This window comes from Stappia sp. MMSF_3263, assembly GCF_030733745.1.
Classification (GTDB): domain Bacteria; phylum Pseudomonadota; class Alphaproteobacteria; order Rhizobiales; family Stappiaceae; genus Stappia.
Map to the genome: position 1 here is coordinate 39,512 of NZ_JASHIK010000025.1, position 26,638 is coordinate 66,149.

Sequence of the window (26,638 nt, forward strand, 5' to 3'; positions counted from 1 at the left end):
GAAGTGAGGGCTATTCATCGCAACTTCGCGGGCCTACCGCAAGAACCCGCGGACGCTTTTTCGGCCATCCGCCGTCGCAGATGCCGGGCGCCGCGCCCAACGCAGGAGGGCCCGCCACACGGCAGGCCCTCCCGGAGTTTCGCACTCGGTCCGCCGGGGACCGGAAGGCTCAGCCCTTGGCCGCCTCGACAGCCGCCTTGAACTCCGGCAGGACCTCGAAGAGATCCGCCACCAGCCCGTAGTCGGCGACCTGGAAGATCGGCGCTTCCTCGTCCTTGTTGATCGCCACGATCACCTTGCTGTCCTTCATGCCGGCGAGATGCTGGATCGCGCCGGAAATGCCGCAGGCGATGTAGAGATCGGGGGCGACCACCTTGCCGGTCTGGCCGACCTGCCAGTCGTTCGGGGCATAGCCCGCATCGACGGCGGCGCGCGAGGCGCCGACGGCAGCGCCGAGCGCGTCGGCGACCGGCAGCATCACCTCCTCGAACTTCTCCTTGGAGCCGAGGGCCCGGCCGCCGGAGATGATCACCTTGGCCGAGGTCAACTCCGGGCGGTCCGACTTGGACAGTTCCTGGCCGACGAAGCTGGACAGGTCCGAAGCGGTGGCGGCGACGTCCTCGATCGGAGCCGAACCGCCCTCTTCGGCGGCTGCGAAGGTCGCCGTGCGCACCGTCACGACCTTCTTGGCGTCGTTCGACTTCACCGTCTGGATGGCGTTGCCGGCATAGATCGGCCGCTCGAAGGTCGACCCGTCGATGACGGCGGTCACGTCGGAAAGCTGCATCACGTCGAGCAGCGCGGCGACACGCGGCAGGATGTTCTTGCCGTTCGCGGTGGCCGGCGCGACGATCGCGTCATACCCCTCCGCGAGCGACAGGACGAGCTCCGCCATCGGCTCGGCAAGCTGCTGGGCAAGGCCCTCGCCCTCGGCGAGCAGCACCTTTGCGGCACCGGAAATCTTCGCCGCCTGCTCGGCCGCCGCCCGGCATCCCTGCCCGGCGACCAGCACATGGACGTCGCCGCCCATGGCGATGGCCGCGGTCATCGCCTTGTGGGTCGCGTCGTTGATCGCGTCGTTGCTGTGTTCGGCAACAAGAAGGATGGTCATCGTGTCGTTCTCCCTGTCGGTCCGATCAAAGCACGCCGGCTTCGTTCTTGAGCTTGGCGATCAGTTCGGCGACATCGGCCACCTTGACACCGGCCTGGCGTGCCGGCGGTTCGACGGTCTTCAGCACCTCGAGGCGCGGCGCGACATCGACGCCGTAATCCTCGGGCGACTTCTCGTCGATCGGCTTCTTCTTCGCCTTCATGATGTTGGGAAGCGAAGCGTAGCGCGGCTCGTTGAGGCGCAGGTCCGTGGTCACCACCGCCGGCATCTTCAGCTTGATCGTCTGCAGGCCGCCATCGACCTCGCGGGTGACGTCGACCGTCCCCTCGCCGAGATCGACATTGGAGGCGAAGGTGCCCTGGGCCCAGCCGAGCAGCGCGGCAAGCATCTGGCCGGTCTGGTTGCAGTCGTCGTCGATCGCCTGCTTGCCGAGGATGACAAGGCCGGGGGCCTCTTCCTCGACGATCTTCTTCAGGATCTTGGCGACGGCGAGCGGCTCCGTGGTCGCGTCGGTCTTCACCAGGATGCCGCGGTCGGCGCCCATGGCAAGGCCCGTACGCAGCGTCTCCTGCGCCTGCTGCGGACCGACCGAGACGACGATGATCTCTTCCGCCTTGCCGGCCTCGCGCAGACGGATCGCCTCCTCGACGGCAATCTCGTCGAACGGGTTCATCGACATCTTGACGTTGGCGAGGTCGACACCCGACCCGTCCGCCTTGACGCGCACCTTGACGTTGTAGTCGATCACCCGCTTCACGGGGACAAGGATCTTCATGGGTTTTTCAACCTCCCGCTCAAGCAGCCACGTTGTGCGCCGCCGGTCGTCTTGTGTATCCGCATCGTGTCAGGACACCCGATAACCGCTGAAATCCGCCGGTTTCGTTCGTCGGGCCGGGACCGTACTGATGCACTCCGGGACTGTCAACGCCACGTAAGGTCACCCTGGCGTCGCGAAACCGGCACGCATAGGCTTCCCTTATACCCCCCGGTCGAACAACGGCACGCCGCGCCGCCGCATCGGCACGACCAGCAGCGCACCGGCGAGCGCGCCCGCGACATGCGCCCACCAGGCAACCTGCGTGTCGCCGAAACCGAAGGCCATCGCCAGCTGGAAGGCGATCCAGGCGCCCAGGACCCAGGCGGCGGGAAGGCGCAACGGCAGCCGGCCGAAGGCCAGCACCCACACCCGCACCTTCGGATGCAGCACCAGATAGGCACCGATCACGCCGGCGACGGCCCCCGATGCGCCGATCAGCGGCGCGATCGACACGGGCTCGGTCAAGGCGTGCCCGTAGCCCGCGGCGGCGGCGCAAAGCAGGTAGAAGACGAGAAAGCGGAAATGTCCCAGCGCGTCCTCGACATTGTCGCCGAACACCCACAGGAACAGCATGTTGCCGCCCAGATGCATCCAGCTTCCGTGCAGGAACGCATAGGTCACGAGCGATGCCATTTCCGGCAGCACCGCAAGTTCGGCGGCCAGGTCGCGATGGTCGAAAAGAACCGCCGGAACCAGGCCGAACGAGAGGCTCGAGGCCTGCATCGCCGGGTCCGAAAGCCCGCCCCGCTGCAGCAGCGCGAAGACCGCCACATTGGCGAGGATCAGACCCCATGTGACATATTGTCGCCGCAGGTGGACGAGCGGCTTGTGGTCATAGAGCGGAATGAACATGCGCGAGAGCCTGTCCTGTTGCCACGCGGCAGCTTTCGCCGCCCCCGCGCCTGCGTCAAGTCGCGTGGGGCGTGACGAACTCCGCGACCCTTGTCAGCGATTCTTGCCCGGAACCCAGAGAACGTCGCCCTCCCCCCGCGCATTCGCCCAGCGGGCGGCGACGAAGAAGAAATCCGACAGGCGGTTCATGTAGACGACCGCGTCGCGGTTGACCGGCTCGCGCTCGGCCAGTTCCGTCATCAGCCGTTCCGCCCGGCGCGAGACCGTGCGCGCCATGTGCAGATGCGCCGCGGCGGCCGATCCTCCCGGCAGCACGAAGGAACGCAAGGGCTGCAAATCGGCATTGAACCGGTCGATCTCCGCCTCGATCGCGGCGACCTGCGGCCCCGTCACGCGCAAGGGCGGATAGGCCGGCGGCTCGTCGCTCTCGGGCGTCGCAAGGTCGGCGCCCAGGTCAAACAGGTCGTTCTGGATCCGGGCAAGCACCGCATCGAGATCGGGATGGGCCTCGCCCGTCACCAGCCGCACCAGGCCGAGCACCGCGTTGGTCTCGTCGACCGTGCCGTAGGCCTCGACGCGCAGGTCGTGCTTGGGGCGGCGTTCACCGGAGGCGAGCGCCGTCGTGCCGCCATCGCCCGTCTTCGTGTAGATCTTGTTCAGCACTACCATTGTCCTGCCTCCCGGAGCCTGTGCGGCATGGTCACGGTGTCGTACCCGACAGATAGAGCACCGCCATCACGATGAGGATGGCGAGGAACTGCAGGCCGACACGCCAGCGCATCAGCAGTTGCGAGCGCGAGGACGAGCCGCCGCGCATCATGTTCCACAGGCCAAGCAGCAGCACGATCGCCACCGCGCCCACAGCGAAGGGCACCACCATGCGAAGGAATTCAGCCATCCAACGTCCTTTCGGGCCGGCGGCAGGCCTGCCGCCGGCAACTATTCCTCTGATTTCGCCGCCCTGCCCAGAACGCGGTCCAGCCCGCGCGAGGTCAGAAGCCGCTTGGCGATCGCCATCACCGTCGTCGGCACGGTGACGCGGTAGCGCGCCTTCGGCCGCGGCTGCTCGACCGCATGAACCAGATGCTTCACCACCGCGCGCGCCGGCAGCTTGAAGGGCGAGGGTTCGCCCGCCCGCATGCGCGCCAGCCGTTTCTCGTAGACATCCCGATACGGCGAGGCTGCCACGCCCGCCTCGCCGATCACCCTGTCGAAATTGGACAGGGCGTTCTCGGTGAAACGCGTGGCGATCGGGCCCGGCTCGATGAGCGAGACATGGATCCCCGTGCCCGCAAGTTCCAGGCGCAAAGTGTCGCTGTAACCTTCAAGCGCGAATTTCGAGGCATTGTAGGCGCCGCGAAAGGGCATGCCGATGAAGCCGAGGATGGACGAGCACTGGACGATGCGGCCATGGCCCTGTCGGCGCATATGCGGCAGCACGGCCCGCGTCAGCGTATGCCAGCCGAGGAAGTTGGCCTCGAACAGCCCGCGCATCGCATCGGAGGGAATGTCCTCCAGCGCGCCGGGAACGGCATAGGCCCCGTTGTTGAAAAGCGCGTCGAGGCGACCGCCGGTGCGCTCCAGGATCGCCTCTGCCGCGGCAAGGATGCTGGCCTCGTCCTGATAGTCGAGACGGAAGCTCTCGAAGCCCGCGTCCTTGAGGCGCTCAACGTCATCCTGGTTGCGCGCCGTCGCGAAAACCCGCCAGTCGCGCCCCCGCAAGGTGTGCGCGGCGGCCGCGCCGATCCCGGACGAACAGCCGGTGATCAGGATGATCCTTTGCGGCCGATCCCCTTTGGCGGCCTGTGATCCGTCCATGTCTCCGGTCTTCTCCCGCGTTCCGTCGTTTGGATCGGATCTCCGCCAATCCTCAAATCGGATCGCCGACGAGCAGGCGTGGAACGGTTCCCTCCAGACCGGCCGCCTGCCGGATGAAGAACCGCTTCAGCGACGGCAACCGGTCGACGAACCCGAGACCGACGTCGCGCACTGCGCGCACCACATCCATATCGTTGGAAAACAGGCGGTTCAAGACGTCGGTGACAACACCCATCTGGAACGTGTCGAAGCGGCGCCAGCGTTCATAACGCTCCAGCACGTCGAGCGCGCCGATATCCTCGCCCAGGCGCCGGGCCTCGACCAGCACCTCGGCCAGGGCCGCGACATCCTTGAAGCCGAGATTGAGCCCCTGGCCGGCGATCGGATGAATGCCGTGGGCCGCGTCTCCGGCAAGCGCCAGGCGCGGTTTGACGAACCCGCGCGCCAGCGTCAGCCCGAGCGGAAACGCATGGCGCGGGCCGTCGAGCTCGATCTTGCCCAGGTGATGGCCGAAACGGCGTTCAAGTTCCAGCTCGAAGGTAAACGCGTCGCCCTTGACGAGACGCTCGGCCTCCAGCCGCTTCTCCGACCAGACCAGCGAGGAGCGGTTGCCCTTCAACGGCAGGATGGCGAAGGGGCCGGAGGGCAGGAAATGCTCCTCGGCACGCCCGTTGTGCGGGCGCTCGTGGCGCACCGTCGTGACGATGCCCGACTGGTCGTAATCCCAGCGAACGGTGCCGATGCCGGCCAGCTCGCGCAGCTTCGAGCGCACCCCGTCGGCGGCCACCAGCAGCCGCGCCCGCCGGATATCGCCCGATCCCAGCCGGATCTCGACATCCGAGGCGCCGCTTGAAAAGCCCTGGACCGTGTCGGGCGCGATCAGTTCCACGCCGAGTTCCACGGCACGGTCCGCAAGGGCGGCCACCATCCGCCCGTTGGGCACCATGTGGGCAAAGGCCTCGCCCGGTTCGACCTCGCCGTCGAACGTGAGGAACACCGGCCGCACCGCATCGCGCAGGCGCGAATCGGTGACGATCATCTCCGTCATCGGCTGCGCCTCCGGCGCGATCTCGTCCCACACGCCAAGCCGCGCCAGCATGCGGCTGGCGGCGGCGGCCACCGCCGAGGCGCGCGGATCGTTCTCCAGCGCGGCGCGCGGCCGCATGTCGACGACCGCGACCTTCATCCCCGGATCAGCCTGCTTCAGGGCAACGCCGAGCGACAGGCCGACATAACCGCCGCCGCCAACCAGCACGTCCAGAAGTTCGCCGCGCTCCGCCATCGTCCCACTCCGCTTGCAGTTTCGTCCGGCGCGGCCGATCGGGCGCACCGCATGACCTTGGGTCAATCTTGACTTTGCCGCCCGCCGGCCGGAAGGCTCGCTGGCGACCCTATCCCTTTTCTCCGCGAACAGGTGCCCTGATGCGCTCAGCCGTCGACGACCTTCTCTCGATACTCGATCTCGAGCCGCTGGAACACAACCTCTTCCGCGGCATGAGCCCGCAGGTCGGCTGGCAGCGGGTATTCGGCGGCCAGGTGATCGGCCAGTCGCTCGTCGCTGCCTCGCGCACCGTGCCGGAAGACCGCTTCGTACACTCCCTGCACGCCTATTTCCTGCGGCCCGGCGATCCTGCCGTGCCGATCATCTACGAGGTCGACCGCATCCGCGACGGCGGCAGCTTCACCACGCGGCGCGTCGTCGCCATCCAGCACGGCCGCGCGATCTTCTCCATGTCGGCCTCCTTCCAGAGCTTCGAGGACGGCTTGGCCCACCAGGCGGAGATGCCCGTGGTCGCCGCGCCCGAGGACCTGCCGAGCGAGGCGGAGCTGAAGGAAAAATTCCTGGCGAACGCCCCCGAACCGGTGCGTCGCTACTGGCAGCGCGACCGGCCGATCGAGCTGCGCCCGGTCGACATGACGCATTACTTCAGCCGCAAGAAGCTGACGCCCTCGCAAAACGTCTGGGTTCGCGCCAGCGCAGCCCTGCCCGACGACCCGCGCATCCATTCCTGCGTGCTGGCCTATGCCTCCGACATGACGCTGCTCGACACTTCGCTCTTCGCTCACGGCACCAGCGTCTTCGACCCGGACCTGCAGGTGGCGAGCCTCGACCACGCCATGTGGTTCCACCGCCCCTTCCGCGCCGACGACTGGCTGCTCTATGCCGAGGACAGCCCGTCCGCTTCGGGCGGGCGCGGCTTCACCCGCGGATCCCTGTTTTCCCGGGACGGCGCATTGGTCGCCTCGGTGGCGCAGGAGGGGCTGATTCGCGTCCGCAAGGAGCGCGGCGACGCCTCCTGATCAGCGGAAGCTGCCGCGGAAGCCGGTGATCGCCAGCGGATTGTCTGTCATCGCGGCCGCATCCGGCGTGTCCGTCGCCGGCGTTCCGGTAAAGGCGTCGAAGAGCCGGCGGACGAACCCCTCCGGCAGGTCGCGGGTGATGAACACGAGACGCGTGCGCCGGTCCGCATCGGGCCAGGCGGCAAGCGTTGCCGGCGGATGGAACACGTGTTGCACCCCGTGCAGCACCACCGGCCGCTCCGGATCCTCGGCGATCCGCACGATCCCCTTCATGCGCAGCAGCTTGGGCCCGTGCGCCGAGCGCAGCAGGTCGAGAAACATCTCCAGCGCGCCGGCCGGGATGGGCCTGTCGGTCGATAGCGAGAAAGCACGGATATCGTCGCCGTGCCGGTTCACGTCGTGGCCGTGCCCGTGATGATGGTGGTCGTGGTGATGGTCATCGTGCCCATGACTGTGATGATGACCGTGATCGTGCCCGTGTTGATGATCGTCGCGATAGGCCTCCTCGTTGAGCCATCGCGCCACGTCGGCGGTCTTCGTGGCCGGATCGTAGAGGCCCGTGCCGATCAGCGCCGCCGCGCCGGCCTCGCCTTCGGCGGCAATCAGCACCTGCGCTCCCGGGTTGAGCCGGGCAATGCGCTTGCGCAGCGCGCTGCCGGCATCGCGCGACGCAGCACCCTGAGGCAGGTCGGTCTTGGTCAGCACGATGCGATCGGCCATCGCCACCTGCTTGACCGCCTCCTCCTGGGCGTCGAGCGTCGCCAGCCCGTTGGCCGCGTCGACCAGGGTGACGACACCGTCGAGCTGGTAGCGCATCACCAGGTAGGGATGCTGCATGATCGTGTGCAGCACGGGCGCGGGGTCGGCCAGTCCGGTGGTCTCGATCACCACCCGCGAAAGGCGCTCGCTGCGGCCATTGTCGAGCCGGCGCAACAGGTCTTCCAGCGTCGTCACCAGGTCGCCGCGAATGGTGCAGCACAGGCAACCCGAGGAGAGCTCGACGATGCCCTCCTCGCTCCCCTCGACGAACAGGTGATCGAGCCCGACCTCGCCGAACTCGTTGATGATCACCGCCGCGTCCGACAATGCCGGGTCCTTCAGCAGGGCGTTGAGCAGCGTCGTCTTGCCGGCGCCGAGAAAGCCGGTGATCACGGTCAGCGGGATCGGCGGCTTCGGGCCGCGCGGCCGCGCCGGAGCAACGGCGGCATCTACGGTATCTGTCACGGCTGCGTTCCTCGTGCGTCGGCCGCCCGGGTCGACGGCGGCGGCGTCATGGACGGGGATTTGGGGGCGGCAGCGGCGCGATCAAGAGCGGCTTGCCGCGAAAGATCGCGCCCGGCAGCGGCTGGACGGCCTCCACCGCCTCCGCCGCCGCGCCGGAGGCCGGCAGCAGCGAGGCGTTTGCCGCGACCGGCTTGTCGCGTGGCAGCGGTGCATTGGCGATGGCGGCAACGGCGGCAGCCGTGCCGACCTTGCCCTTCGGCATGCCGAGACTGACCTGGACGGCCTCGATGCCGCGCTGGCGCGGACCGATGATCTCGTCCATCACCTTACCCCAGTCGGTCTTGCCGTCGTCGCGGGTCGGCACGTCGTCGTCCCCGTCGGCCTCGACAGTCGGGGTCTGCATCACGATCGGGCGGCGCACGCCGCCGGATGCGAGATCGCCCTGGGCGAAGGACAACGCGGAAGAGGGCCTCAACTGCGGCCCGGCGAAGGTCGCCATCAACTCCTCCGCGCTTGGCCGCGTATTGCGCTTGCAATAGCCGTCGGCCGGCGGACCGCCGGCCGTGCCGGTCAACGCGTCGATGTTGCGGCCCGAGCGCTTGCGGAAGCCATCGTCGATCAGCTTGCGGGCCTTGGCGGCGCGCTCCACACCGGAGGCCGAGCCCAGGATAACGGCCATCACCGTGCGACCGCCGCGCGTGGCGGAGACGACCACGTTGAGGCCCGAATTGCAGATATAGCCGGTCTTCATGCCGTTGGCGCCGCGCACCCGCGCCAGGAATTCGCGGTTGGCCGAGCGCAGCGTCTTCTTGCCGACGCGGATCGCGCTCAAGCCGAAATAGCTGCGATACTGCGGAAATTCCCGCCACAGGGTGCGGCCGAGCACGGCGAGATCCCGGGCCGAGGAAACCTGGCGGTTGTCGGGCAGCCCGTGCGGGTTGACGAAACGCGTGGCGCTCATGCCGAGCCGGCGGGCCTCCGCGTTCATCATCTCGATGAACGCGGGTTCGGAACCGCCGATGGTTTCAGCCACCGCGACGGCGATATCGTTTGCCGACTTGACGATCAGCATCTTCAGCGCGCTGTCGAGCGTCATCTGCGTGCCCGGCTTGAAGCCCATCTTGCTTGGCGGCTGGGCCCGCGCATTGACGCTGATGGCGACGGCACTGTCGAGCGTCGCGCGGCCGTCGCGGATCGCCTTGAAGGCCAGGTAGGCGGTCATCAGTTTGGTGATCGAGGCGGGATACCATTGCCGGCGGGCATCCTTCTGCTCCAGCACCGCACCGGTCTCCGCGTCGATAACGATCCAGGACGCCACATCGGCCCGGGCGCCGGTGCTGCCTCCCGCGCTGCCGAGGGCGGCGAGAAACGCGGCCGTCGCGATCCACCGCGCGATGCGCGATGGCCTGCCTGCGGAAGAAAACAGCACGTTCCAGCCTCCGGTTCTTCGCCGCCATCGCAGGTGGCGCATCCTCGTTGCAATGCACCCGCATTCGCGGCGGCTGCTCTCAACACGCCCGCGTGTCGCAGCGCCCCCGTGTTCCGGCACAGGCCGTTTTCATGCGGGGCGTTCCGCACATATGTAGCCGATCCGGGGGGCGGAATGCAAAAATCCGCAAGGGTGAAGACAACAGGCCGGCTTCTTCGCAAGACCCGCGCCCGCGCGACTGCCTGCCGTTTCGGCATTTGCGCAAGAATGAGGCAATCGCGCGCCGGGCGGTTCGGTTCCCGGCTGGCAGTGGCGGCCCCGCCGGGCTTCCGTCCGGCTGCGCGGGGCAACTGGCCCCGCTCTTGCTTTGCTCGCAGTCACGGCCGCGACCGCCGAACGGAGGGGTCGCCCCGCACCGTCAACCGGCTTAGGCTGGAACACGCGCCTGTCTCCAGATGGCGCTGGAATACAACCGGAAAAGGCCTCGCATGACCCTCGATTCCGCTGTGCCGGCCCATCCGCCGCCCCCGGCCCTGCAGCGTGTTCGGGGCAAGGCCCGTGTGCGCTTCGCCCTCGGCGGGGGCATTACCCGGCTGGCGGATCTGGAACAAAGCGGATCGGCCAAGATCCGTCTGCCGAAGACCCATGGCGGCGCGCCCGTCGCCGTCTTCCTCAACACCGCCGGGGGGCTGACCGGCGGCGACCGGCTGGATTTCGACGCCGCCGCCGGATCCGGCACCCATGCGATCCTGACGACCCAGGCAGCCGAACGCATCTATCGCAGCGCCGACGGGCCGGCGGAGGTGGCGAGCGCCCTCGCGGCGGCGGAAGACGCGCGCCTTGAATGGCTGCCGCAGGAAACGATCCTCTTCGACCGCGCCTCGCTCACCCGCTCGCTGAGCGTGGATCTTGCCCCGGGGGCAAGACTGCTCGCCGTTGAAAGCGTCGTGCTCGGCCGCCAGGCAATGGGCGAGGACGTCCATGCGCTGGCCTTCCGCGACCGCTGGCGGATCCGCCGGGACGGTCGTCTCGTCTTCGCCGACGAGGCCCGCATCGACGGCGACGCGACCGACATACTCGCCGGCTCGGCGACGGCGGCCGGGGCGCGCGCCTTCGCCACCCTGGTCGACTGCCGCGAGGATGCCGGCGGCATGATCGCCGCCGCGCGCGACCTCGTCGAGGCGCTGCGCGGCGAAAAGTTTCGCGGCGGCGTCAGCGCCCTTCCCGGCCTGCTCGTCTTCCGTTTTCTCGCCGATACCGGGCAGGACCTGCGGGCAGGGCTTGTCGAGCTACTGGAACGCTGGCGCGGCGCGGTGCTGCCGCGAACATGGTATTGCTGACGAATGAATGTCGATCACATGAGGATTGCCGGATGAAACTCACGCCCCGGGAAAAGGACAAGCTGCTCGTCTCGATGGCCGCCGAAGTCGCCCGCCGCCGGCTCGCCCGCGGCGTCAGGCTCAATCATCCGGAGGCCGTCGCGCTGATAACCGACTTTGTTGTCGAGGGCGCTCGCGACGGGCGCACCGTCGCCGACCTGATGAGCGCCGGCGCCCATGTGGTGACCCGCGACCAGGTGATGCAGGGCGTTGCCGAGATGATCCACGACGTACAGATCGAGGCGACCTTTCCCGACGGCACGAAGCTCGTCACCGTCCATCAACCGATCCGCTGAGGCTGCCATGATTCCTGGAGAAATCATCCCCGCCGACGGCGACATCGAGCTCAATGCCGGGCGCCGCTCGGTCGAGATCGAGGTTGCCAACACCGGCGACCGGCCGGTGCAGGTCGGCTCTCACTATCATTTCGCCGAGACCAATCCGGCGCTGTCCTTCGACCGTGCGGCCGCCCGGGGCCTCCGTCTCGACATCCCCGCCGGCACCGCCATCCGCTTCGAACCGGGACAGACCCGCAAGGTCTCCCTCGTTGCCTATGTGGGGGATCGCGCGGTCTACGGATTCAATGGCAACGTAATGGGTACGCTGTGAACCGTCAGGAGGGCTTCGCATGATCCGCTTTACCACCGCCATGATGCTGATCCCCGCTCTCGTCGTCGGCGCCCTGTACGTATCGACCACTCCCCTTCGGGCCCAGCAGGCCGTCGACTGCGACGCACCGCAGGTACAGATGGAGATGACCTATTGCGCCGAGCTTGCCTGGCAGGCGGCCGACAAGGATCTCAATGCCGCCTACGCGAAGGCGGTCGCCGCCATGCGCCGGATCGATGCAGACCTGCCGGCGGACATGAAGGGCGCCGTCGAAACGCTGCGCGAGGCCCAGCGCACCTGGATTGCCTATCGCGACAAGGCCTGTGCCGCCTACGGCTTCCTGGCCCGCGGCGGATCGATGGAGCCGATGCTGATCTATGGCTGCTACGCCGACCTGACGACGAACCGCACCGGCGAGTTGGAACAACTGGCCACCGAACTGGGAAACTGATCCCGCCCAAGACGCGCAAACGCCGGAGACGAGCATGCCGTTCAAGATGCCCCGCGCCGCCTATGCGGACATGTTCGGACCGACCACGGGAGACCGGGTGCGCCTCGCCGACACGGAGCTTTTCATCGAAATCGAGAAGGATTTCACCCTCTATGGCGAGGAGGTGAAGTTCGGCGGCGGCAAGGTCATCCGCGACGGCATGGGCCAGTCGCAGCGCACCCGGGCGCAAGGCGCCGTCGACACGGTGATCACCAACGCAGTCATCGTCGATCACACCGGCATCTACAAGGCCGATATCGGCCTGAAGGACGGCCGCATCGCCGCCATCGGCAAGGCCGGAAACCCGGACATCCAGCCTGGCGTCGACATTATCATCGGCCCCGGCACGGAGGCCATCGCCGGCGAGGGCAAGATCGTCACCGCCGGCGCGCTCGACGTGCATATCCATTTCATCTGCCCGCAGCAGATCGACGAGGCGCTGACCTCGGGGGTCACCACCATGCTCGGCGGCGGCACGGGGCCGGCCACCGGCACCAACGCCACCACCTGCACGCCCGGGCCCTGGCATATCGAGCGCATGCTGCAGGCGGCCGAGGCCTTTCCGATGAACCTTGCCTTTGCCGGCAAGGGCAACGCCGCGCTGCCAGCGGCGCTGGAGGAACAGGTCCTGGCCGGCGCCTGCGCGCTCAAGCTGCACGAGGACTGGGGAACAACGCCGGCGGCGATCGACTGCTGCCTGGCGGTTGCCGACGCGCATGACATCCAGGTGATGATCCACACCGACACGCTCAACGAAAGCGGCTTCGTGGAGAACACCACCGCCGCCTTCAAGGGCCGCACCATCCACGCCTTCCACACGGAAGGGGCGGGCGGCGGCCATGCGCCCGACATCATCAAGTTGTGCGGCGAGGCGAATGTCATTCCCTCCTCGACCAACCCGACGCGTCCCTACACGGTGAACACGATTGACGAGCATCTCGACATGCTGATGGTCTGTCACCATCTCGACGGCTCGATCCCCGAGGATGTGGCCTTTGCCGAAAGCCGCATCCGCAAGGAGACGATCGCGGCCGAGGACATCCTCCACGACATGGGCGCCTTTTCCATCATCGCCTCCGACAGCCAGGCCATGGGCCGCGTCGGCGAAGTGCTGATCCGCACGTTCCAGACCGCCCACAAGATGAAGGTGCAGCGCGGCCGCCTTGCCGGCGAGAGCGGCGAAAACGACAATCTGCGCGTCCGCCGCTACATTGCCAAGGTGACAATCAACCCGGCCATCGCCCATGGCCTTGCCGAGCATATCGGCTCCGTCGAGGTCGGCAAACTCGCCGATCTCGTCCTGTGGGACCCCGCCTTCTTCGGCGTCAAGCCGGACCTCGTGCTCAAGCTCGGCACCATCGCCACCGCCCCGATGGGCGACCCCAATGCCTCGATCCCGACACCCCAGCCGGTGCATTACCGACCGATGTTCGGCGCCTATGGCCGCTCGATGACCGCCTCCAGCGTCACGTTCGTCTCGCAGGCCGCCCATGAGGCCGGCATCAAGGACAGGCTCGGCCTCGACCGGCTGGTGCTGCCCGTCGCCAACACCCGGTCGGGTATCTCGAAAGCCTCCATGGTGCTCAACGACGCGACACCGGTGATCGAGGTCGATCCGGAGACCTACGAAGTGCGCGCTGACGGAGAGTTGCTGACCTGCGAGCCCGCCCAGACCCTGCCCATGGCCCAGCGCTACTTCCTGTTCTAGGGTCGGGAGAACGGAACAGGGAGGAACGTGCATGTACACAGTTGTCGGCGATCCCGCCACCCGGGCCATGCGTGTGATGTGGATGCTGGAGGAGCTGGGCGAGCCCTACGATCTCGTACCGGCCGCCCCGCACAGTCCGGAAGTGACGGCCCTCACCCCGTCGGGAAAGGTTCCCGTGCTGAAGGTCGGCGACCGAGTGCTGACGGAGTCCGTCGCCATATGCCAGTTTCTCGCCGACCGGCACGGCAAACTGACCTTTCCCGCCGGCACCGTGGAGCGCGCCCGCCAGGACGGCTTCACGCAGTTTTCGGTCGATGTGCTTGAAGGCGCGCTCTGGACCGCGGCCAAGAACAGTTTCATCCACCCGAAGGACTTGCGGGTTCCGGCCGTGAAGCCGGTTTGCGCGGCGGAATTCGAAAGCGGGCTGGCATACCTGGCGAAGATCCTCGGCGACGGACCTTTCGTCATGGGAGAGACCTTCACCGTGCCGGATCTCCTGCTCGGCCATTGCAGCAGATGGGCGCGGGCGGCCAAGTTCGCGCTGCCGTCCGAAGGGAAGCTTGCCGACTATTTCGCGCGTGTCACAAGCCGTCCGGCGCTTCTGGCGGCACAGAAACGGGGGGCGGACGCCGCTTCATGATGAGAGTGCGGGAAATTCTCGCGGCCGGAACCTGGGAAGGCGCGCCGGCCGACAGCGTCGTGCTCGACCGGGAGGACCGGCATCGCCGGCGCGCGGTGCTCGACTGCGCCGGCGGCACGAACGTCCTGCTCGACATGCCAAGGGCGGTCCACCTGCACCATGGCGATGCACTGGTGCTCGAGGACGGGCGGCTGGTCGCCATTCTCGCCGCGGCCGAGGATCTGGTCGAGATCGAGGCGGCAAGCGCCGACGACCTGCTGCGGATCGCCTGGCATCTGGGCAACCGGCACCTGCCGACGCAACTCGTCCCCGGTGCACTGCGCATCCGCCACGATCACGTCATCGAGGACATGATCGCGCGTCTCGGCGGCCGCATGACGCCGCTCGTCGCGCCGTTCGACCCGGAAGGCGGCGCCTATGGTCACGGCACCGTCGAGGGACACGACCACGCGCATTCGCACGATCACGACCATTCGCACGGGCACGCACATGATCATGCACACGCACACGACCATGACCCGTCCTCCCTGCATGACACCTGATGGCGGGCCGGCGGGCGGCGGTCTCCCGACGGGCGGGCTGCACGCACTGCTGGCCTGGATGTCTCCTTCCTTCCCCGTTGGCGCTTACACCTACAGCCACGGTCTCGAGCGCGTCATCGAGGACGGAACCGTCTTCGACGCCGCCACCCTTTACGCCTGGCTCGACGGCGTGCTGCGCCACGGAGCGGGACGAAGCGATGCGGTGCTGCTGGTCCACGCCATGTCCGCCGCTACGCTGGGCGACGAGAAGGCGTTTCGCGAGTTGCTGGAGCTCTCGCTGGCGTTGCAGCCCTCGAGCGAACGCCGGCTCGAGGCCGGCGCACAGGGCGATGCCTTCGCCTCCGCCGTCGCCGCCGCCTGGGCTCCGCCCTTGGAGACGGCCGCCAGCCGGCTCTTCGCCCGGCTGACAACGGGCCCGGACGCGGTCCCGCGCGGTGGCTGGACCTATTGCGCGGCCCTTGCCGCGTCCGCGGCCGCCTGGGGCCTGCCGGCCGGCACGGTCGTCTCCGCCGGCCTGCATGCCTTCGCCGCCAATCTCGTGTCGGCGGCCGTGCGCGCCGTGCCGCTCGGCCAGACCGACGGCCAGCGCGTTCTCAGCCGGCTTGGAACCACCATTCGCATCGTCGCCGGGGAAGCTCTTCTCGCGCCCCTTTCCGACATTGGCGGCTGCGCCTTTGCCGCCGACATCGCCTCGATGAACCACGAGACCCAGTACACCCGCCTGTTCCGGTCATGAGCCACCGGCAGCCCCGCACCGGACAACGAAGGAGCACTGCATGACATCCCTGAACGGCCCCTTGCGCGTCGGCATCGGCGGTCCCGTCGGGTCCGGCAAGACGGCGCTGATGGACGCGCTGTGCAAGCGCCTGCGCGCAAGCTACGACATCGCCGCCATCACCAACGACATCTATACCAAGGAGGACGCCGAGTTCCTGACCCGCTCCGGCGCGCTGGCGCCCGAGCGCATTCGCGGCGTGGAGACCGGCGGTTGCCCGCACACGGCGATCCGCGAGGATGCCTCGATCAACCTGGCCGCCATCGCCGATCTGGAGGCAGCCTTTCCCGGTCTCGACCTGATCCTGATCGAGTCCGGCGGCGACAATCTCGCGGCGACATTCTCCCCGGAGCTTGCCGACCTGACGATCTACGTCATCGACGTCTCGGCCGGCGACAAGATCCCGCGCAAGGGCGGGCCCGGCATCACCCGCTCCGACCTGCTGGTCATCAACAAGACCGACCTTGCGCCGCTGGTCGGCGCCTCGCTCGAGGTGATGGACCGCGACTCCCGCTTGATGCGCAAGGAACGCCCCTTCGTCTTCACCAATGTCAAGGACGGCAAGGGTGTCGACGAGGTGCTGGCCTTCATCGTCGCGCGCGGCGGCCTTGCCGCCGCCGCCTGATCCTGTCAGCCGGCGGCTGCCGGCGCGGGCTGGCGCAGAAGCCGTCCCAGTTCCTCGAGGCCCCGGTCGCGGATGCCGAGTTCCGAAAGGTGGTCGACGGTGTTGAGCACGTAGTCGGGATTGGCCCCCGACTGGCCGACGCCGCCCCGAACCAGCTCGAGCTGGCGCTCCAGCGACAGGACGCCGGCATACTGCGGATGGGCGCGGTCGACAAGATAGGTGAGCGCGGTGACCGGTTCGGCCGGCCCGCCGGCCAGGCGCACCCGCCGATGCGCCTCCAGATAGACCATGGTCGCCTGCTCGCGCTCGCGCAGATAGGCCACTACGGAATCGCGGTTGCGACCGGCGACACGGAACGCCATGCCCCGGCAGGCTCCGCCCCGATCGAGCCCGAGGACGAGGCCCGGCCGCGTCTGCGTGCCCCGATGAACCCAGGAAAAGATGCAGAGCGAGCGATGCGCGCCATTGAGCAGCGCCGGCACCGCCTCCTCGAACTCGAAACCCGGCCGCCACATCAGCGAGCCGTAGCCGAACACCCACAGATCCTGCATCCCAGTCCCTTGCGGCTTCATTGCAATCGACAGCAAACGCCCTAGCAAGCCGTCTCGCCCATGGCAACCGCCACCGCGACAGGGTCGGCCCGCGGCTTCCGCCTTGAATTCACCGCCACGCCATGCTTACAGGCATGCAATCGTCCATCCAGCGAAAGACCGTCCATGCCCGACACGCCGGCCAGTACCGAATCCGCCGCCCCGCAAGCGCCCAGGCGCAAGGGCTCGCGGCGTGGCTACATTTGGCTCATCGCCCTCGTGGTGCTGGGTATCGCCTTGTGGAGCGCCTACTGGACCGTTGCCCGCGGCATGGCGGTGGATGTCCTGCGCAATGTCACCGAGGCGGCCCGCATCGAAGGGGGAGAGATCGCCTGCGGCGGCCAGCGCCTCGGCGGATTCCCGTTCCACCTGCAGCTCGATTGCGCGCCGCTCTCGCTCCGTTCGCCGCGCGGCGAAAGCGCCGGCTTCGACGCCTTCCGCGCCGTGGCCCTGGCCTACAATCCCTGGCATGTGATCCTTGAGGCGGAGAGCCCGGCGGCCATGGAGTTCGCCCCGGCAAGCCGGCTCGCCGGCACCTGGGAGACGGCACGGGCGAGCTTTCGCGTCGGCACCTCTTCGGTCGAACGTGCCGATATCGAGCTGACCGCGCCGGACCTGGCGCTTGCGCTTCCGGGACTGGACGCAGAGCTCGCCGCCTCGAGCGCCAGCCTTCACCTTCGCCAGACGCCGCAACGGGTGAGCGATGCGGACATCGCCGTCGCGCTGAGCGGCGCGGCCCTGCCTGGTGCGGCGCTTGTCCTGGATGCCCGGGCAAGCCTCACGCTGAAGGGCGGCGCCGTGTTGCTCTCTGGGCGCGGTGCCGACCTGATCGCCTTGCTGAAAAACGAGGAGGCGGTCGAGGTGAGCGAGGTGCGCGTTTCCTCCGGCGAGGTGACCGTGGCCGCCGCCGGCACCTTGTGGATCGATCCGGCCGGCCGCCTCAACGGCTCCCTGCCGCTGACCATTGCCGGCGCCGACAAGCTGCCGGCGCTGCTCGCGCCCTATTTCCCCGAAGGCTCGAACGTACCGGCAAGCCTTGCCGGGGCGGTGATGGGTTTCGGCAAGCCGGCCGAACTCGACGGCGCGCCGGCGGTTACCGTGCCCCTCGCCTTTGACGCGGGCAACGCCCGCATCGGCATCATTCCCCTTGGAGCGGTTCCGCCCTTGCGCTGAGGTGCGCGGGGACGGGCGATCGGATCACTCGGCGCCGCCGCGCTCGATCGCCAGCACGTAGCCCTTCCAGTCGGCCGGTTCGGCGATCTGGTCGTAGAGCGCCACGGCCGGCACGTTCTTGCCGGGAACGATCCAGCGCAATTCGTACCAGCCGCGCTTGCCGCCCTCGCTGACCAGCCACTCGATCATCCGCCGGGCGAGCCCCTTGTTGCGGGCGTCCGGATGAACGTAGATCTCGTCGAGCTGTCCCGTGCGCAGCCCCGAGACGATCTCGGGCAGGTCGAAATAGATGGCGAAGCCGACAAGCCGTCCGTCCGTCTCCACGCCGATCACCTCGGCGGTGCGGTCGCCCAGGATGCGCTCGGCGTAGAACTGGTCGGGACGGCGCGGCGCGCCGCGCTTCAGCGCCTGCGCATATTCCGCGATGAGCGGGGCGAGCGACAGGGCATCGTCGGGGCCGAGCTGCTTGATGGCGATCTTGCTCATGAAATCTCCGAGAAAGGATGACAGCCCCGCGAAGGGCCGAACCGGGTCGACACCTTCCCCGAATGGCACGGAGATTTCAACTGCCCGCTTACGCCGCGACTGCGGCATCCAGGCGCGCGAGCCCCGCCTTGAGCGCGGCGACGCAACCGGCATCGAAGGCGATGCCAGTATCCTTGTCGAGAATGGCCAGCGCCTGCGCGATCGGCATCGCCGCCCGGTAGGGTCGTTCCGCCGACAGGGCGTCGAAGACATCGGCCACCGTCAGGATGCGCGCTTCCAGGCAGATCTCCTCGCCCTTCAGGCCGTAAGGGTAGCCCTTGCCGTCGAGGCGTTCGTGATGAGCGCCCGCCACCGGGGCAATGTCGGCGAAGGCCGAGACCCGCTCCAGAATGCGTTCGCTGTGATAGGAATGGCTGCGGATCGCCGCCCATTCCGCCTCGTCCAGCTTTCCGGGCTTGTCGAGCACCTGGTTGCTGACGCCGAGCTTGCCGAGATCGTGCAGCAATGCCGCCCGGCGCAACCAGCGGCGATGATCGTCGGACAGCCCGAGTTCCTCGGCGATCAGGTCCGTGTAGAGCGTCACCCGGTTGGAATGGTCGGCCGTATAGGGGCTCTTTGCGTCGACGACATCGGAAAAGGCCTCCGCCACCTCGTCGAGATAGTCCTCGTCGACCAACTGGACCTGCATCGCGGGGGCCATGGCGAACACCTCGCCGGCCAGGTCCCGCGATCCGAGCCGCTCCCAGAATTTCGGCCGCTCCGCCACCGCCAGAAACGCCGCGACAAGGTCCGGAGCGAACCAGCCGCCGGCACGTGCCGCGATCTCGGCCGTGGCCGCCTCCCGGCCATGTTCCTGGAAGAAGACGTCGGCGACCTGGGAAAGCAATGCGATGCTTGCCACAAGCGGGATCGCCTCGCCGGAAAGCCCTTGCGGCTTTCCCGATCCGTCCCAATGCTCGTCCAGCGACCTGATCCCGTCCTGGACAGCTTCGGAAAAGCGCATCTTGGCGGCGATGTCGGCGCCGCGATGGCAGCGCGTCTCGATCAGGTCGCGGGAGATTTCGCCGCCGTTCTGGAGAATGTGCACGATGGCGCGAATGCGCTCGCTGAGACCGGATTTCATCCCGGTTTTCCTGAAGACGAAGCGAAGGGCGGCACTCAGCGAGCCGTCGATCGTCTTGAAATCGCGCTTGAAGGTGATGTCGTCGGCGATATAGAGCTCGCAGATGCGCGCCGCATTGCTGCTGCAGCCCAGATCCTTCAGAAGCAGCGTGTAGTAGAGATCGGCCCGCGCCTGCGCCTCAAGGCCGAGTTCCGCGCCCACGGCCGAACCGATCCAGCAACAGCGGATGCAATGTCCCTCGGGCTGTCCCTCCGTCATGTCGAGCGCATAACTGAGAGAGCCGAGCAGCTCGGCCAGATCAAGCTTCCGGCCTGCCCGCTGGCGGGCGCTGTCCAGATAGTGACTGCGAACCATGCCGCCTCCCTAGCCTTTCCGCCGGATATCGACGACGGGTGAAGATAGTTCGAACAAGCTAATGTTCTGTAACGCAGGCCGGGCGCGTGGCGCGTCCTGCAATTGACGGGCACGGGCGCGCCGGACATAGTCGCGCTCCCGCATCTTCCCGTCGCCAAGCCGGAACCCGCCATGTCCACTCCCGCAACCCGCCTGCGTGCCACGATGATCGGCCTGACGGCCGTTCTCATGTGGTCGACGCTCGGCCTGTTCGGAGCGGCATCCGGCAACGTGCCACCGTTCCTGCTCAATGCCCTGTGCTTCGGCATGTCCGGCGTTGCGGCAGCCGCCTGGCTCGCGGCGCGCGGCCGCCTCGCCCTGATGCGGCAACCGCCGGGTGTCCTGGCCTTCGGCATTCTCGGACTGTTCGGCTTCCACTTCTTCTATTTCACCGCGATCCGCAACGCCCCGCCCGTTGACGCCAACCTGATCAACTACACCTGGCCGCTGCTGATCGTCGTGTTCTCCGCCTTCCTGCCGGGTGAAAGGCTGAAGGCGCATCACATCCTCGGCACGCTTCTCGGGCTTGTCGGCGCTGCCCTTCTCGTCACCCGCGGCAAGGGACTGGCGCTCGACGCAGCCCAGGTGCCGGGCTATCTCGCCGCCTGCGCATCGGCGCTCTTCTGGTCGAGCTATTCCGTTCTCTCGCGACGTCTGGGCGCCGTGCCGACCGAGGCTGTCGCCGGCTTCTGCCTCGGCACATCGCTTCTCTCGCTTGCCGCTCATTTCGCCTTCGAGACGACGGTCTGGCCGCAGGGCGCGGGCGAATGGGGCGCCGTCGTCGCACTGGCCGCCTTTCCAGTCGGGCTTGCCTTCTTCGTCTGGGACCACGGGGTCAAGCGCGGCGATATCCAGGTGCTGGGCGCCGGGGCCTATGCCGCGCCGCTGCTCTCCACGCTCCTGCTCATCGCCTTCGGGTTCGGCGAGTTCACGCTCGTTGTCGGGCTTGCCTGCGGCCTCGTCACGGGCGGCGCGCTCATCGCCGCGCGCGACATGTTTTTCCCCGGCTCGACGAAAAGACGACTGGCCGAAGACGGAACCAGCCCTTAGACGGAAACAAAAGGCGCGGCGCGCGGCGCTCCGGCAAGCCGTGACGGCGCCGCGAGACGGGCAACGCAGGACAGCCCTGACAGCGCCGGACAAAAGCGAAGGAGCCGAGGCCGAATGACACGAGAAGCCACCATCCGCCCCCGCCGCAGCGTGCTCTACATGCCGGGTTCCAACGCCCGTGCCCTGGAAAAGGCGAAGACGCTCGATGTCGATGCGCTGATCCTCGATCTCGAGGACGCTGTTGCCCCCGATGCGAAGGACATCGCCCGCGATCAGGTCCGCGACGCACTCGCCGGTGGCGGCTACGGATCGCGTGAACTCGTCATTCGCGTCAACGGGCCCGCCACGCCCTGGGGAGCCGCAGATCTCGACATGGCGATCGCCGCGAGGCCGGATGCGATCCTGCTGCCCAAAGTGTCATCGCCCGCGGATCTGGAACGCGTCGCCCACAAGCTCAATGCCGCCCGCATACCCGCGCGCACCGCGCTCTGGGCGATGATGGAAACGCCGCTCGCCATGCTCAATGCCGCCGCGATCGCCGCCTCCGCCGCCAATCCGGAGACGCGGCTTTCCTGCTTCGTCATGGGCACCAACGATCTCGCCAAGGAAACGCGCGCCGCGCTCGTGCCGGGCCGCGCGCCGATGCGTCCCTGGCTGATGACCTGTGTCGCCGCGGCCCGCGCCTACGGCATCGACATTGTCGACGGCGTCTACAACACGCTCGACGACGAGGCGGGTTTTGCCGCCGAGTGCCGCGAGGGCGTGGAGATGGGCATGGACGGCAAGACGCTGATCCATCCCAGGCAAGTCGCCCCCTGCAATGCCGCCTTCTCGCCGGCGGACGAGGACATCTCCTGGGCGCGGCGCATCATCGCCGAATTCGCAAAACCGGAGAACGCCGCCAAGGGCGCCCTCCAGGTCGAGGGCCGGATGGTCGAGCGACTGCACGCGCAGATGGGCGCAAGGCTCGTCGCCATCGCCGATGCGATCGCCGCCCGGGGCCAGTGACACCACACCCGAACAATCGAACGGAAGATCAGATCATGAAACTCTACCGCTTCATCACCGGCCCCGACGACAGCGCCTTCTGCCACCGGGTCACCGCCGCGCTCAACAAGGGCTGGATGTTGCAGGGCTCGCCGCAGCTGTCCTTCGACGCCGTGCGCGGCGTCACGATTTGCGGCCAGGCGGTCGTCAAGGAGGTCGAGGGCGTCGACTACACGCCCGACATCAAGCTCGGCGACTACTGAGGCGCTACTGGCGGGGGTCTTTCCCGCCCGCGTCGCGCTCGCCGTCCAGCGTGTGGCGCTGGATCAGCGGCAGTTGCGACAAGGTGAAGGCGATGGTGATCGGCATCACGCCGAACACCTTGAACGACACCCAGAAATCGGTCGAGAAGCTGCGCCAGACCACTTCGTTGACAAGCGCCAGGAAGAAGAAGAAGACGCCCCATCGGAATGTCAGCTTGCGCCAACCCTCGTCGTCGAGCCGGAAGACGCTGTCGAAGACATAGCCAAGCAGCGATTTCCCGAAGAAAAGCCCCCCGAGCAGCACCGTCCCGAACAGGACGTTGACGATGGTCGGCTTCAGCTTGATGAACAGCTCGTCATGCAGCCACAGCGTCAGCGCGCCGAAGACCAGCACCACGACGCCGGAAACGACCGGCATCACCGGCAGCCGGCGCGTCAAGGCGTAGGAAACGATCAGCGATGCGCTGATCGCCACCATGAAGACGGCGGTGGCCAGGAAGATCGGGTCGCCGATCGAGGCCAGCAGCGGAAACCGTTCGGCCAGCGCCTCGCCCCGCGCGTTGGCGAAGAAGAACAGGACGAGAGGCCCCAGCTCCAGCACCAGTTTCAAAAGCGGCGCCAGTTCCTTGCGGTCGGCAGCGTTGGGACCGTGCTCGAATTCCATCAGCTGCCCGCTCCCTTGCCGGCGATTGCGTTGGCGAAGTCCTCGGCGGTGAATGGCTCGAGATCCTCGACCCCCTCGCCCACGCCGATGAAGTGAACCGGCAGCTTGTGCCGGGCCGCGATGGCCACAAGGATGCCGCCGCGCGCGGTGCCGTCCAGCTTGGTCATGACGAGACCCGTGACGCCGGCCGTGCGGCCGAAGATCTCGACCTGGTTCATGGCATTCTGCCCGGTCGTCGCGTCCAGCGTCAAAAGCACGCTGTGCGGGGCGGACGGATCGTGCTTGCGGATCACGCGCACGACCTTTTCCAGCTCCGCCATCAGCTCGGCCCGGTTCTGCAGCCGTCCGGCCGTATCGATCATAAGCACGTCGCACTTCGCCTCGCGCGCCGCCTGCATCGCGTCGAAAACGAGGCCCGCGGCATCCGCGCCGGTGTCGCGCGCGATCACATCGGCGCCGGTCCTCGCGCCCCAGATCTTCAACTGCTCGACGGCGGCCGCGCGGAACGTGTCGCCGGCGGCCAGCATCACCTTGCGCCCCTCCGCCGCGAACTTGGCGGACAGCTTGCCGATGGTCGTTGTCTTGCCGGTGCCGTTGACGCCGACGACAAGCACCACATGCGGCGACAGCGAGGCATCGATCGTCAGCGGCAGGGCGACGGGTGCCAGCACCTTGGCAACTTCCTCCGCCAGGATCCGCCTGACCTCGTCCGGCGCGATCTGCTTGTCGAAACGGCCCTCGGCGATCCGCTCGGTGATCGTCATCGCGGTCTCGACGCCCAGATCAGACTGGATCAAAAGGTCCTCGAGCTCCTCCAGCGTCGCGGCATCGAGCTTGCGCTTGGTGAACAGCGAGGTGATGCCGCCGGTCAGCGAGGACGAGGACCGCGACAGGCCGGCGGTCAGGCGCGACAGCCAGGAGCCGCGCGGCGCGGCTCCCGCATCCGCGGCGACAGCGACAGCGTCCGCCGGCACTTCCGCGCTCTCCCGGTCCGGTTCCGTCTCTGTCGGCACGTCCTGCAAGACGGCTGCGGCCGATGCCGCTTCCTCTTGCAGGCCGCTTGCCGGGGAGGCGTCCCGCCCGTCCGGCAGCCCGTCGCCGGAGTTCTCGTTACCCGTCTCGTTGCCGGGTGCGTCGATCGCCTCATCCGGTGCGGCGACAGGCGCCTCCCCCGCGTCCGGAGCCGTCTTCGCGGCCTCGTCCTGCGTTTCGGGGCGCGAGGGCTCGTCCCGTCCGCCGAAGAGGCGTCCGAGGAAGCCGCGCTTTTGCTCGCTCATGCCGTCATGCCGCCTGTCGATTGGTGATTTCGCCCAAGAGATGCCGCCCGGTATGACCGGCAATGCGCAGCGTGACAAGGTCGCCCGCGCCCTTGTCAGGGAACCGCTCGGCGGCGAACTCGACCTGGGTGAACTGTTCGCTGCGCCCCAGCCCGTCGCGCTCGATCAGCACGCGCCGGGTCAGGCCGACCTCCGCCTCGAGATGGGCCAGAAGCGCGGCCTCGCCCTTCTCGCGCAGCCGCGCCGCCCGCTCCTTGACCAGGTGGCGGGGGAGTTGCGGCATGCGCGCCGCCGGCGTGCCCTTGCGCGGCGAAAAGGGGAAGACATGCAGATGCGTCAGCCCGCAGTCGTCGATGATGGCGAGGCTGTTGGCGAACATTTCCTCCGTTTCGGTCGGAAAGCCGGCGATGATGTCCGCACCGAAGACAACGTCGGGCCTGAGGCTGCGAACCTCCTCGCAGAAGCGGATCGTGTCGGCGCGCAGGTGCCGCCGCTTCATCCGCTTGAGGATCATGTCGTCGCCCGCCTGCAGGGAAAGATGCAGATGCGGCATCAAGCGCTCCTCGTCGGCGATCGCCCGCATGAGCGCCGGATCGGCCTCGATGGAATCGATCGAGGAGAGCCGCAACCGGTCGAGCCGCGGCACCCGCTTCAGGATCTTGGCGACGAGGTCGCCGAGCTTCGGCGTGCCGGGCAGGTCGGCGCCGTAGCTGGTGATGTCGACGCCCGTCAGCACGATCTCCCGGTAGCCGTTGTCGACGAGCCGCGCGATCTGGTCGATCACCGCGCCCATCGGCACCGAACGGGAGTTGCCGCGCCCGAAGGGGATGATGCAGAAGGTGCAGCGATGATCGCAGCCGTTCTGCACCTGGACGAAGGCGCGGGCCCGCCCCTCGAGCCCGTCGATCAGGTGCGACGCCGTCTCGCGCACGCTCATGATGTCGTTGACGCGGACCTTCTCGCTGTCCTCGATGCCGAACTGCGCGACGCGGCCATAGGAGGCGCGCTCCAGCTTCTCGGAATTGCCCAGGACGAGATCGACCTCCTCCATGCCGGCGAAGGTCTCGGCCTCCGTCTGCGCCGCGCAACCGGTGACGATGATGCGCGCGCCCGGATTGTCGCGCCGCGCCTTGCGGATCGACTGGCGCGCCTGGCGAACGGCCTCCGCCGTCACCGCGCAGGTGTTGATCAGGATGGCGTCCTTGAGGCCCGCCTCTTCCGCCTCGCGCTTCATCACCTCGGACTCGTAGGCATTGAGGCGGCAGCCGAATGTGACGACGTCGACGCTCACTTGACCACCTCGAGGATCGGACGGTCGCCCGGCGCCGTCTTCTCGAAGGCGAGCGTGTCGGGGTCGAGCACGCCCTCGTATTCCACTTCCGTGTCTCCGGTCATCAGTATGTGGTTGTCGCTCTCGCGCCACTCGATGAGAAGCGGTCCGCCGGGAAGCCGCACGGTCACCTTGCGGCCCGTGCGCCGGTCGCGCGCGGCGGCAACGCCAACGGCGCAGGCCGCCGTCCCGCAGGCCTGCGTCAGCCCGACGCCGCGCTCCCAGACCCGCACCTCGATCTCCTCGTCGGAGATCACATGGGCGATCGAGATATTGGCGCGTTCGGGAAACATCGGGTGGTTTTCCAGCATCGGCCCGATGCGCGACATGTCGTAGGCATCAAGGTCCCGCACCCAGAAGACCGCATGCGGATTGCCGACATTGACCACCGAGGGCGTGTGCAGGATCGGCGCGTCGATAGGGCCGATCTGCAGTTCGATGGCACGGGTGTCGTGGAACTCCTCGGCAAGCGGGATCTCGTGCCAGGCAAAGCGCGGTTCGCCCATGTCGACGGTGACGCGCCGCGCCATCCCGGTCGCCGCCGCCTTGAGCAGGCCGGCATTGGTCTCGATGGTGGCCGCGGCGAGCCCGCTCTCCTCCATCAGCAACCGGCCGATGCAGCGCGTGGCGTTGCCGCAGGCATCGACCTCGCTGCCGTCGCGATTGTGGATGCGCATGAAGGCGTCCGCCCCGGCCGGGCTCTTCTCGACGGTGATCATCTGGTCGAAACCGATGCCGGTCTCGCGGTCGCCGATCCTGCGGATCGCCTCGGCGTCAAGGCGCACGGGCGCCTCGCGGGCGTCCCAGACAACGAAATCGTTGCCGAGCCCGTTCATCTTCAGAAAGGGTATGTTGCGCTCGCTCATAGCGAAATTCGTCCATTTCGCCGGTCCGCACCACAGTCGCGCGCGGACGGCCACTCGCGGGCGCGTCTCGCACGCCCCGCCGTTTCCCGACTATATGGCGGAAAAGCGCGCGCGGT

At 67.8% G+C, this 26,638-nt stretch carries 30 protein-coding genes; 14 read left to right on the forward strand and 16 right to left on the reverse strand.

Going from position 1 to position 26,638, the window contains the following annotated elements:
• Positions 1-169: 169 nt before the first annotated feature.
• The 7 genes from RBB46_RS20505 to RBB46_RS20535 all read right to left on the reverse strand — a co-directional run bounded on the left by RBB46_RS20505 (position 170) and on the right by RBB46_RS20535 (position 5,880).
• Positions 170-1,111 carry an electron transfer flavoprotein subunit alpha/FixB family protein gene (locus RBB46_RS20505; RefSeq protein ID WP_306030905.1) on the reverse strand — a complete coding sequence of 314 codons (942 nt, stop codon included), beginning with the start codon at positions 1,109-1,111 and terminating at the stop codon, positions 170-172.
• Between the two features lie 25 nt (positions 1,112-1,136).
• Complete coding sequence (locus tag RBB46_RS20510) at positions 1,137-1,886, reverse strand: electron transfer flavoprotein subunit beta/FixA family protein (protein WP_306030906.1); 750 nt, start codon at positions 1,884-1,886, stop codon at positions 1,137-1,139.
• 201 nt (positions 1,887-2,087) lie between these two features.
• Positions 2,088-2,780, reverse strand: a complete 693-nt coding sequence (locus RBB46_RS20515) for a rhomboid family intramembrane serine protease (RefSeq protein WP_306030907.1) — start codon at positions 2,778-2,780, stop codon at positions 2,088-2,090.
• A gap of 93 nt (positions 2,781-2,873) precedes the next feature.
• Positions 2,874-3,449 (reverse strand): cob(I)yrinic acid a,c-diamide adenosyltransferase, encoded by a 576-nt coding sequence (locus tag RBB46_RS20520; protein ID WP_306030908.1) that lies wholly within the window; start codon positions 3,447-3,449, stop codon positions 2,874-2,876.
• 31 nt (positions 3,450-3,480) lie between these two features.
• The gene (locus RBB46_RS20525; RefSeq protein WP_306030909.1) at positions 3,481-3,678 is read right to left on the reverse strand and encodes a twin transmembrane helix small protein; all 198 of its coding nucleotides are present in this window, start codon (positions 3,676-3,678) and stop codon (positions 3,481-3,483) included.
• Between the two features lie 41 nt (positions 3,679-3,719).
• Positions 3,720-4,598 carry an SDR family NAD(P)-dependent oxidoreductase gene (locus RBB46_RS20530; RefSeq protein ID WP_306030910.1) on the reverse strand — a complete coding sequence of 293 codons (879 nt, stop codon included), beginning with the start codon at positions 4,596-4,598 and terminating at the stop codon, positions 3,720-3,722.
• A gap of 52 nt (positions 4,599-4,650) precedes the next feature.
• The gene (locus tag RBB46_RS20535) at positions 4,651-5,880 is read right to left on the reverse strand and encodes a ubiquinone biosynthesis hydroxylase (RefSeq protein ID WP_306030911.1); all 1,230 of its coding nucleotides are present in this window, start codon (positions 5,878-5,880) and stop codon (positions 4,651-4,653) included.
• 140 nt (positions 5,881-6,020) lie between these two features.
• On the opposite strand from RBB46_RS20535, the gene tesB reads away from it, so the two are divergent.
• On the forward strand, positions 6,021-6,899 hold the full coding sequence (tesB, locus tag RBB46_RS20540; protein WP_306030912.1) for an acyl-CoA thioesterase II: 879 nt from the start codon (positions 6,021-6,023) through the stop codon (positions 6,897-6,899).
• Here the strand turns inward: tesB and RBB46_RS20545 are convergent, their stop codons facing one another.
• A complete protein-coding gene (locus RBB46_RS20545; RefSeq protein WP_306030936.1) occupies positions 6,900-8,057 on the reverse strand; it encodes a GTP-binding protein in 1,158 nt (385 codons plus the stop codon).
• Positions 8,058-8,169: 112 nt separating this feature from the next.
• Entirely contained in the window at positions 8,170-9,552 is a 1,383-nt protein-coding gene (locus RBB46_RS20550; RefSeq protein ID WP_306030913.1) for a D-alanyl-D-alanine carboxypeptidase family protein, read from the reverse strand.
• Between the two features lie 488 nt (positions 9,553-10,040).
• On the opposite strand from RBB46_RS20550, the gene RBB46_RS20555 reads away from it, so the two are divergent.
• The 9 genes from RBB46_RS20555 to ureG are packed head-to-tail and all read left to right on the forward strand — an operon-like array spanning position 10,041 to position 16,320.
• Positions 10,041-10,892: an urease accessory protein UreD gene (locus RBB46_RS20555; RefSeq protein WP_306030914.1), complete on the forward strand. Its 852-nt coding sequence runs from the start codon at positions 10,041-10,043 to the stop codon at positions 10,890-10,892.
• A 32-nt stretch (positions 10,893-10,924) separates the two neighbouring features.
• Complete coding sequence (locus tag RBB46_RS20560; RefSeq protein ID WP_306030915.1) at positions 10,925-11,227, forward strand: urease subunit gamma; 303 nt, start codon at positions 10,925-10,927, stop codon at positions 11,225-11,227.
• A 7-nt stretch (positions 11,228-11,234) separates the two neighbouring features.
• Entirely contained in the window at positions 11,235-11,540 is a 306-nt protein-coding gene (locus RBB46_RS20565; RefSeq protein WP_306030916.1) for an urease subunit beta, read from the forward strand.
• 19 nt (positions 11,541-11,559) lie between these two features.
• Positions 11,560-11,991 (forward strand): lysozyme inhibitor LprI family protein, encoded by a 432-nt coding sequence (locus tag RBB46_RS20570; protein WP_306030917.1) that lies wholly within the window; start codon positions 11,560-11,562, stop codon positions 11,989-11,991.
• A gap of 34 nt (positions 11,992-12,025) precedes the next feature.
• The gene (gene ureC / locus RBB46_RS20575) at positions 12,026-13,738 is read left to right on the forward strand and encodes an urease subunit alpha (RefSeq protein WP_306030918.1); all 1,713 of its coding nucleotides are present in this window, start codon (positions 12,026-12,028) and stop codon (positions 13,736-13,738) included.
• Between the two features lie 31 nt (positions 13,739-13,769).
• Positions 13,770-14,378, forward strand: a complete 609-nt coding sequence (locus tag RBB46_RS20580; protein WP_306030919.1) for a glutathione S-transferase family protein — start codon at positions 13,770-13,772, stop codon at positions 14,376-14,378.
• Positions 14,375-14,920, forward strand: a complete 546-nt coding sequence (locus tag RBB46_RS20585) for an urease accessory protein UreE (protein ID WP_306030920.1) — start codon at positions 14,375-14,377, stop codon at positions 14,918-14,920. The genes RBB46_RS20580 and RBB46_RS20585 overlap by 4 nt, the downstream gene beginning before the upstream one ends.
• Positions 14,892-15,656, forward strand: a complete 765-nt coding sequence (locus tag RBB46_RS20590; RefSeq protein ID WP_306030921.1) for an urease accessory protein UreF — start codon at positions 14,892-14,894, stop codon at positions 15,654-15,656. Before RBB46_RS20585 ends, RBB46_RS20590 begins: the two co-directional genes overlap by 29 nt.
• Before the next feature lie 40 nt (positions 15,657-15,696).
• A complete protein-coding gene (gene ureG, locus RBB46_RS20595) occupies positions 15,697-16,320 on the forward strand; it encodes an urease accessory protein UreG (protein WP_306030922.1) in 624 nt (207 codons plus the stop codon).
• 5 nt (positions 16,321-16,325) lie between these two features.
• Here the strand turns inward: ureG and RBB46_RS20600 are convergent, their stop codons facing one another.
• Positions 16,326-16,871 (reverse strand): gamma-glutamylcyclotransferase, encoded by a 546-nt coding sequence (locus RBB46_RS20600; protein ID WP_306030923.1) that lies wholly within the window; start codon positions 16,869-16,871, stop codon positions 16,326-16,328.
• 165 nt (positions 16,872-17,036) lie between these two features.
• Here RBB46_RS20600 and RBB46_RS20605 point away from each other — a divergent pair, with 165 nt between their 5' ends.
• On the forward strand, positions 17,037-18,083 hold the full coding sequence (locus RBB46_RS20605) for a DUF2125 domain-containing protein (RefSeq protein ID WP_306030924.1): 1,047 nt from the start codon (positions 17,037-17,039) through the stop codon (positions 18,081-18,083).
• 24 nt (positions 18,084-18,107) lie between these two features.
• Here RBB46_RS20605 and RBB46_RS20610 read toward each other — a convergent pair whose 3' ends face one another.
• Complete coding sequence (locus RBB46_RS20610) at positions 18,108-18,569, reverse strand: GNAT family N-acetyltransferase (protein WP_306030925.1); 462 nt, start codon at positions 18,567-18,569, stop codon at positions 18,108-18,110.
• Between the two features lie 88 nt (positions 18,570-18,657).
• Positions 18,658-20,046, reverse strand: coding sequence for an HD-GYP domain-containing protein (locus RBB46_RS20615; RefSeq protein WP_306030926.1), 1,389 nt, complete (start codon positions 20,044-20,046; stop codon positions 18,658-18,660).
• Between the two features lie 171 nt (positions 20,047-20,217).
• Here RBB46_RS20615 and RBB46_RS20620 point away from each other — a divergent pair, with 171 nt between their 5' ends.
• From RBB46_RS20620 to RBB46_RS20630, 3 genes are all read left to right on the forward strand, one after another.
• Positions 20,218-21,135, forward strand: a complete 918-nt coding sequence (locus tag RBB46_RS20620; protein ID WP_306030927.1) for a DMT family transporter — start codon at positions 20,218-20,220, stop codon at positions 21,133-21,135.
• A 114-nt stretch (positions 21,136-21,249) separates the two neighbouring features.
• On the forward strand, positions 21,250-22,143 hold the full coding sequence (locus RBB46_RS20625) for a CoA ester lyase (protein WP_306030928.1): 894 nt from the start codon (positions 21,250-21,252) through the stop codon (positions 22,141-22,143).
• A 35-nt stretch (positions 22,144-22,178) separates the two neighbouring features.
• Complete coding sequence (locus tag RBB46_RS20630; protein WP_306030929.1) at positions 22,179-22,385, forward strand: DUF1737 domain-containing protein; 207 nt, start codon at positions 22,179-22,181, stop codon at positions 22,383-22,385.
• A gap of 4 nt (positions 22,386-22,389) precedes the next feature.
• Here the strand turns inward: RBB46_RS20630 and RBB46_RS20635 are convergent, their stop codons facing one another.
• Genes RBB46_RS20635 through dapF form a run of 4 tightly spaced genes read right to left on the reverse strand, consistent with a single transcriptional unit; the run spans position 22,390 to position 26,522 of the window.
• A complete protein-coding gene (locus tag RBB46_RS20635; protein WP_306030930.1) occupies positions 22,390-23,049 on the reverse strand; it encodes a septation protein A in 660 nt (219 codons plus the stop codon).
• Complete coding sequence (ftsY, locus tag RBB46_RS20640; protein WP_306030931.1) at positions 23,049-24,326, reverse strand: signal recognition particle-docking protein FtsY; 1,278 nt, start codon at positions 24,324-24,326, stop codon at positions 23,049-23,051. Before ftsY ends, RBB46_RS20635 begins: the two co-directional genes overlap by 1 nt.
• Before the next feature lie 4 nt (positions 24,327-24,330).
• On the reverse strand, positions 24,331-25,617 hold the full coding sequence (gene mtaB / locus RBB46_RS20645) for a tRNA (N(6)-L-threonylcarbamoyladenosine(37)-C(2))-methylthiotransferase MtaB (protein ID WP_306030932.1): 1,287 nt from the start codon (positions 25,615-25,617) through the stop codon (positions 24,331-24,333).
• Positions 25,614-26,522: a diaminopimelate epimerase gene (gene dapF, locus RBB46_RS20650; protein WP_306030933.1), complete on the reverse strand. Its 909-nt coding sequence runs from the start codon at positions 26,520-26,522 to the stop codon at positions 25,614-25,616. Before dapF ends, mtaB begins: the two co-directional genes overlap by 4 nt.
• Positions 26,523-26,638 lie beyond the last annotated feature (116 nt).

Bases quoted from the DNA above. Each gene is read 5' to 3' on its own strand.
- RBB46_RS20505 (WP_306030905.1), bottom strand. From the start codon at position 1,111: ATGACCATCCTTCTTGTTGCCGAACACAGCAACGACGCGATCAACGAC.
- RBB46_RS20510 (WP_306030906.1), bottom strand. From the start codon at position 1,886: ATGAAGATCCTTGTCCCCGTGAAGCGGGTGATCGACTACAACGTCAAG.
- RBB46_RS20515 (WP_306030907.1), bottom strand. From the start codon at position 2,780: ATGTTCATTCCGCTCTATGACCACAAGCCGCTCGTCCACCTGCGGCGA.
- RBB46_RS20520 (WP_306030908.1), bottom strand. From the start codon at position 3,449: ATGGTAGTGCTGAACAAGATCTACACGAAGACGGGCGATGGCGGCACG.
- RBB46_RS20525 (WP_306030909.1), bottom strand. From the start codon at position 3,678: ATGGCTGAATTCCTTCGCATGGTGGTGCCCTTCGCTGTGGGCGCGGTG.
- RBB46_RS20530 (WP_306030910.1), bottom strand. From the start codon at position 4,598: ATGGACGGATCACAGGCCGCCAAAGGGGATCGGCCGCAAAGGATCATC.
- RBB46_RS20535 (WP_306030911.1), bottom strand. From the start codon at position 5,880: ATGGCGGAGCGCGGCGAACTTCTGGACGTGCTGGTTGGCGGCGGCGGT.
- tesB (WP_306030912.1), top strand. From the start codon at position 6,021: ATGCGCTCAGCCGTCGACGACCTTCTCTCGATACTCGATCTCGAGCCG.
- RBB46_RS20555 (WP_306030914.1), top strand. From the start codon at position 10,041: ATGACCCTCGATTCCGCTGTGCCGGCCCATCCGCCGCCCCCGGCCCTG.
- RBB46_RS20560 (WP_306030915.1), top strand. From the start codon at position 10,925: ATGAAACTCACGCCCCGGGAAAAGGACAAGCTGCTCGTCTCGATGGCC.
- RBB46_RS20565 (WP_306030916.1), top strand. From the start codon at position 11,235: ATGATTCCTGGAGAAATCATCCCCGCCGACGGCGACATCGAGCTCAAT.
- RBB46_RS20570 (WP_306030917.1), top strand. From the start codon at position 11,560: ATGATCCGCTTTACCACCGCCATGATGCTGATCCCCGCTCTCGTCGTC.
- ureC (WP_306030918.1), top strand. From the start codon at position 12,026: ATGCCGTTCAAGATGCCCCGCGCCGCCTATGCGGACATGTTCGGACCG.
- RBB46_RS20580 (WP_306030919.1), top strand. From the start codon at position 13,770: ATGTACACAGTTGTCGGCGATCCCGCCACCCGGGCCATGCGTGTGATG.
- RBB46_RS20585 (WP_306030920.1), top strand. From the start codon at position 14,375: ATGATGAGAGTGCGGGAAATTCTCGCGGCCGGAACCTGGGAAGGCGCG.
- RBB46_RS20590 (WP_306030921.1), top strand. From the start codon at position 14,892: ATGACCCGTCCTCCCTGCATGACACCTGATGGCGGGCCGGCGGGCGGC.
- ureG (WP_306030922.1), top strand. From the start codon at position 15,697: ATGACATCCCTGAACGGCCCCTTGCGCGTCGGCATCGGCGGTCCCGTC.
- RBB46_RS20600 (WP_306030923.1), bottom strand. From the start codon at position 16,871: ATGCAGGATCTGTGGGTGTTCGGCTACGGCTCGCTGATGTGGCGGCCG.
- RBB46_RS20605 (WP_306030924.1), top strand. From the start codon at position 17,037: ATGCCCGACACGCCGGCCAGTACCGAATCCGCCGCCCCGCAAGCGCCC.
- RBB46_RS20610 (WP_306030925.1), bottom strand. From the start codon at position 18,569: ATGAGCAAGATCGCCATCAAGCAGCTCGGCCCCGACGATGCCCTGTCG.
- RBB46_RS20615 (WP_306030926.1), bottom strand. From the start codon at position 20,046: ATGGTTCGCAGTCACTATCTGGACAGCGCCCGCCAGCGGGCAGGCCGG.
- RBB46_RS20620 (WP_306030927.1), top strand. From the start codon at position 20,218: ATGTCCACTCCCGCAACCCGCCTGCGTGCCACGATGATCGGCCTGACG.
- RBB46_RS20625 (WP_306030928.1), top strand. From the start codon at position 21,250: ATGACACGAGAAGCCACCATCCGCCCCCGCCGCAGCGTGCTCTACATG.
- RBB46_RS20630 (WP_306030929.1), top strand. From the start codon at position 22,179: ATGAAACTCTACCGCTTCATCACCGGCCCCGACGACAGCGCCTTCTGC.
- RBB46_RS20635 (WP_306030930.1), bottom strand. From the start codon at position 23,049: ATGGAATTCGAGCACGGTCCCAACGCTGCCGACCGCAAGGAACTGGCG.
- ftsY (WP_306030931.1), bottom strand. From the start codon at position 24,326: ATGAGCGAGCAAAAGCGCGGCTTCCTCGGACGCCTCTTCGGCGGACGG.
- dapF (WP_306030933.1), bottom strand. From the start codon at position 26,522: ATGAGCGAGCGCAACATACCCTTTCTGAAGATGAACGGGCTCGGCAAC.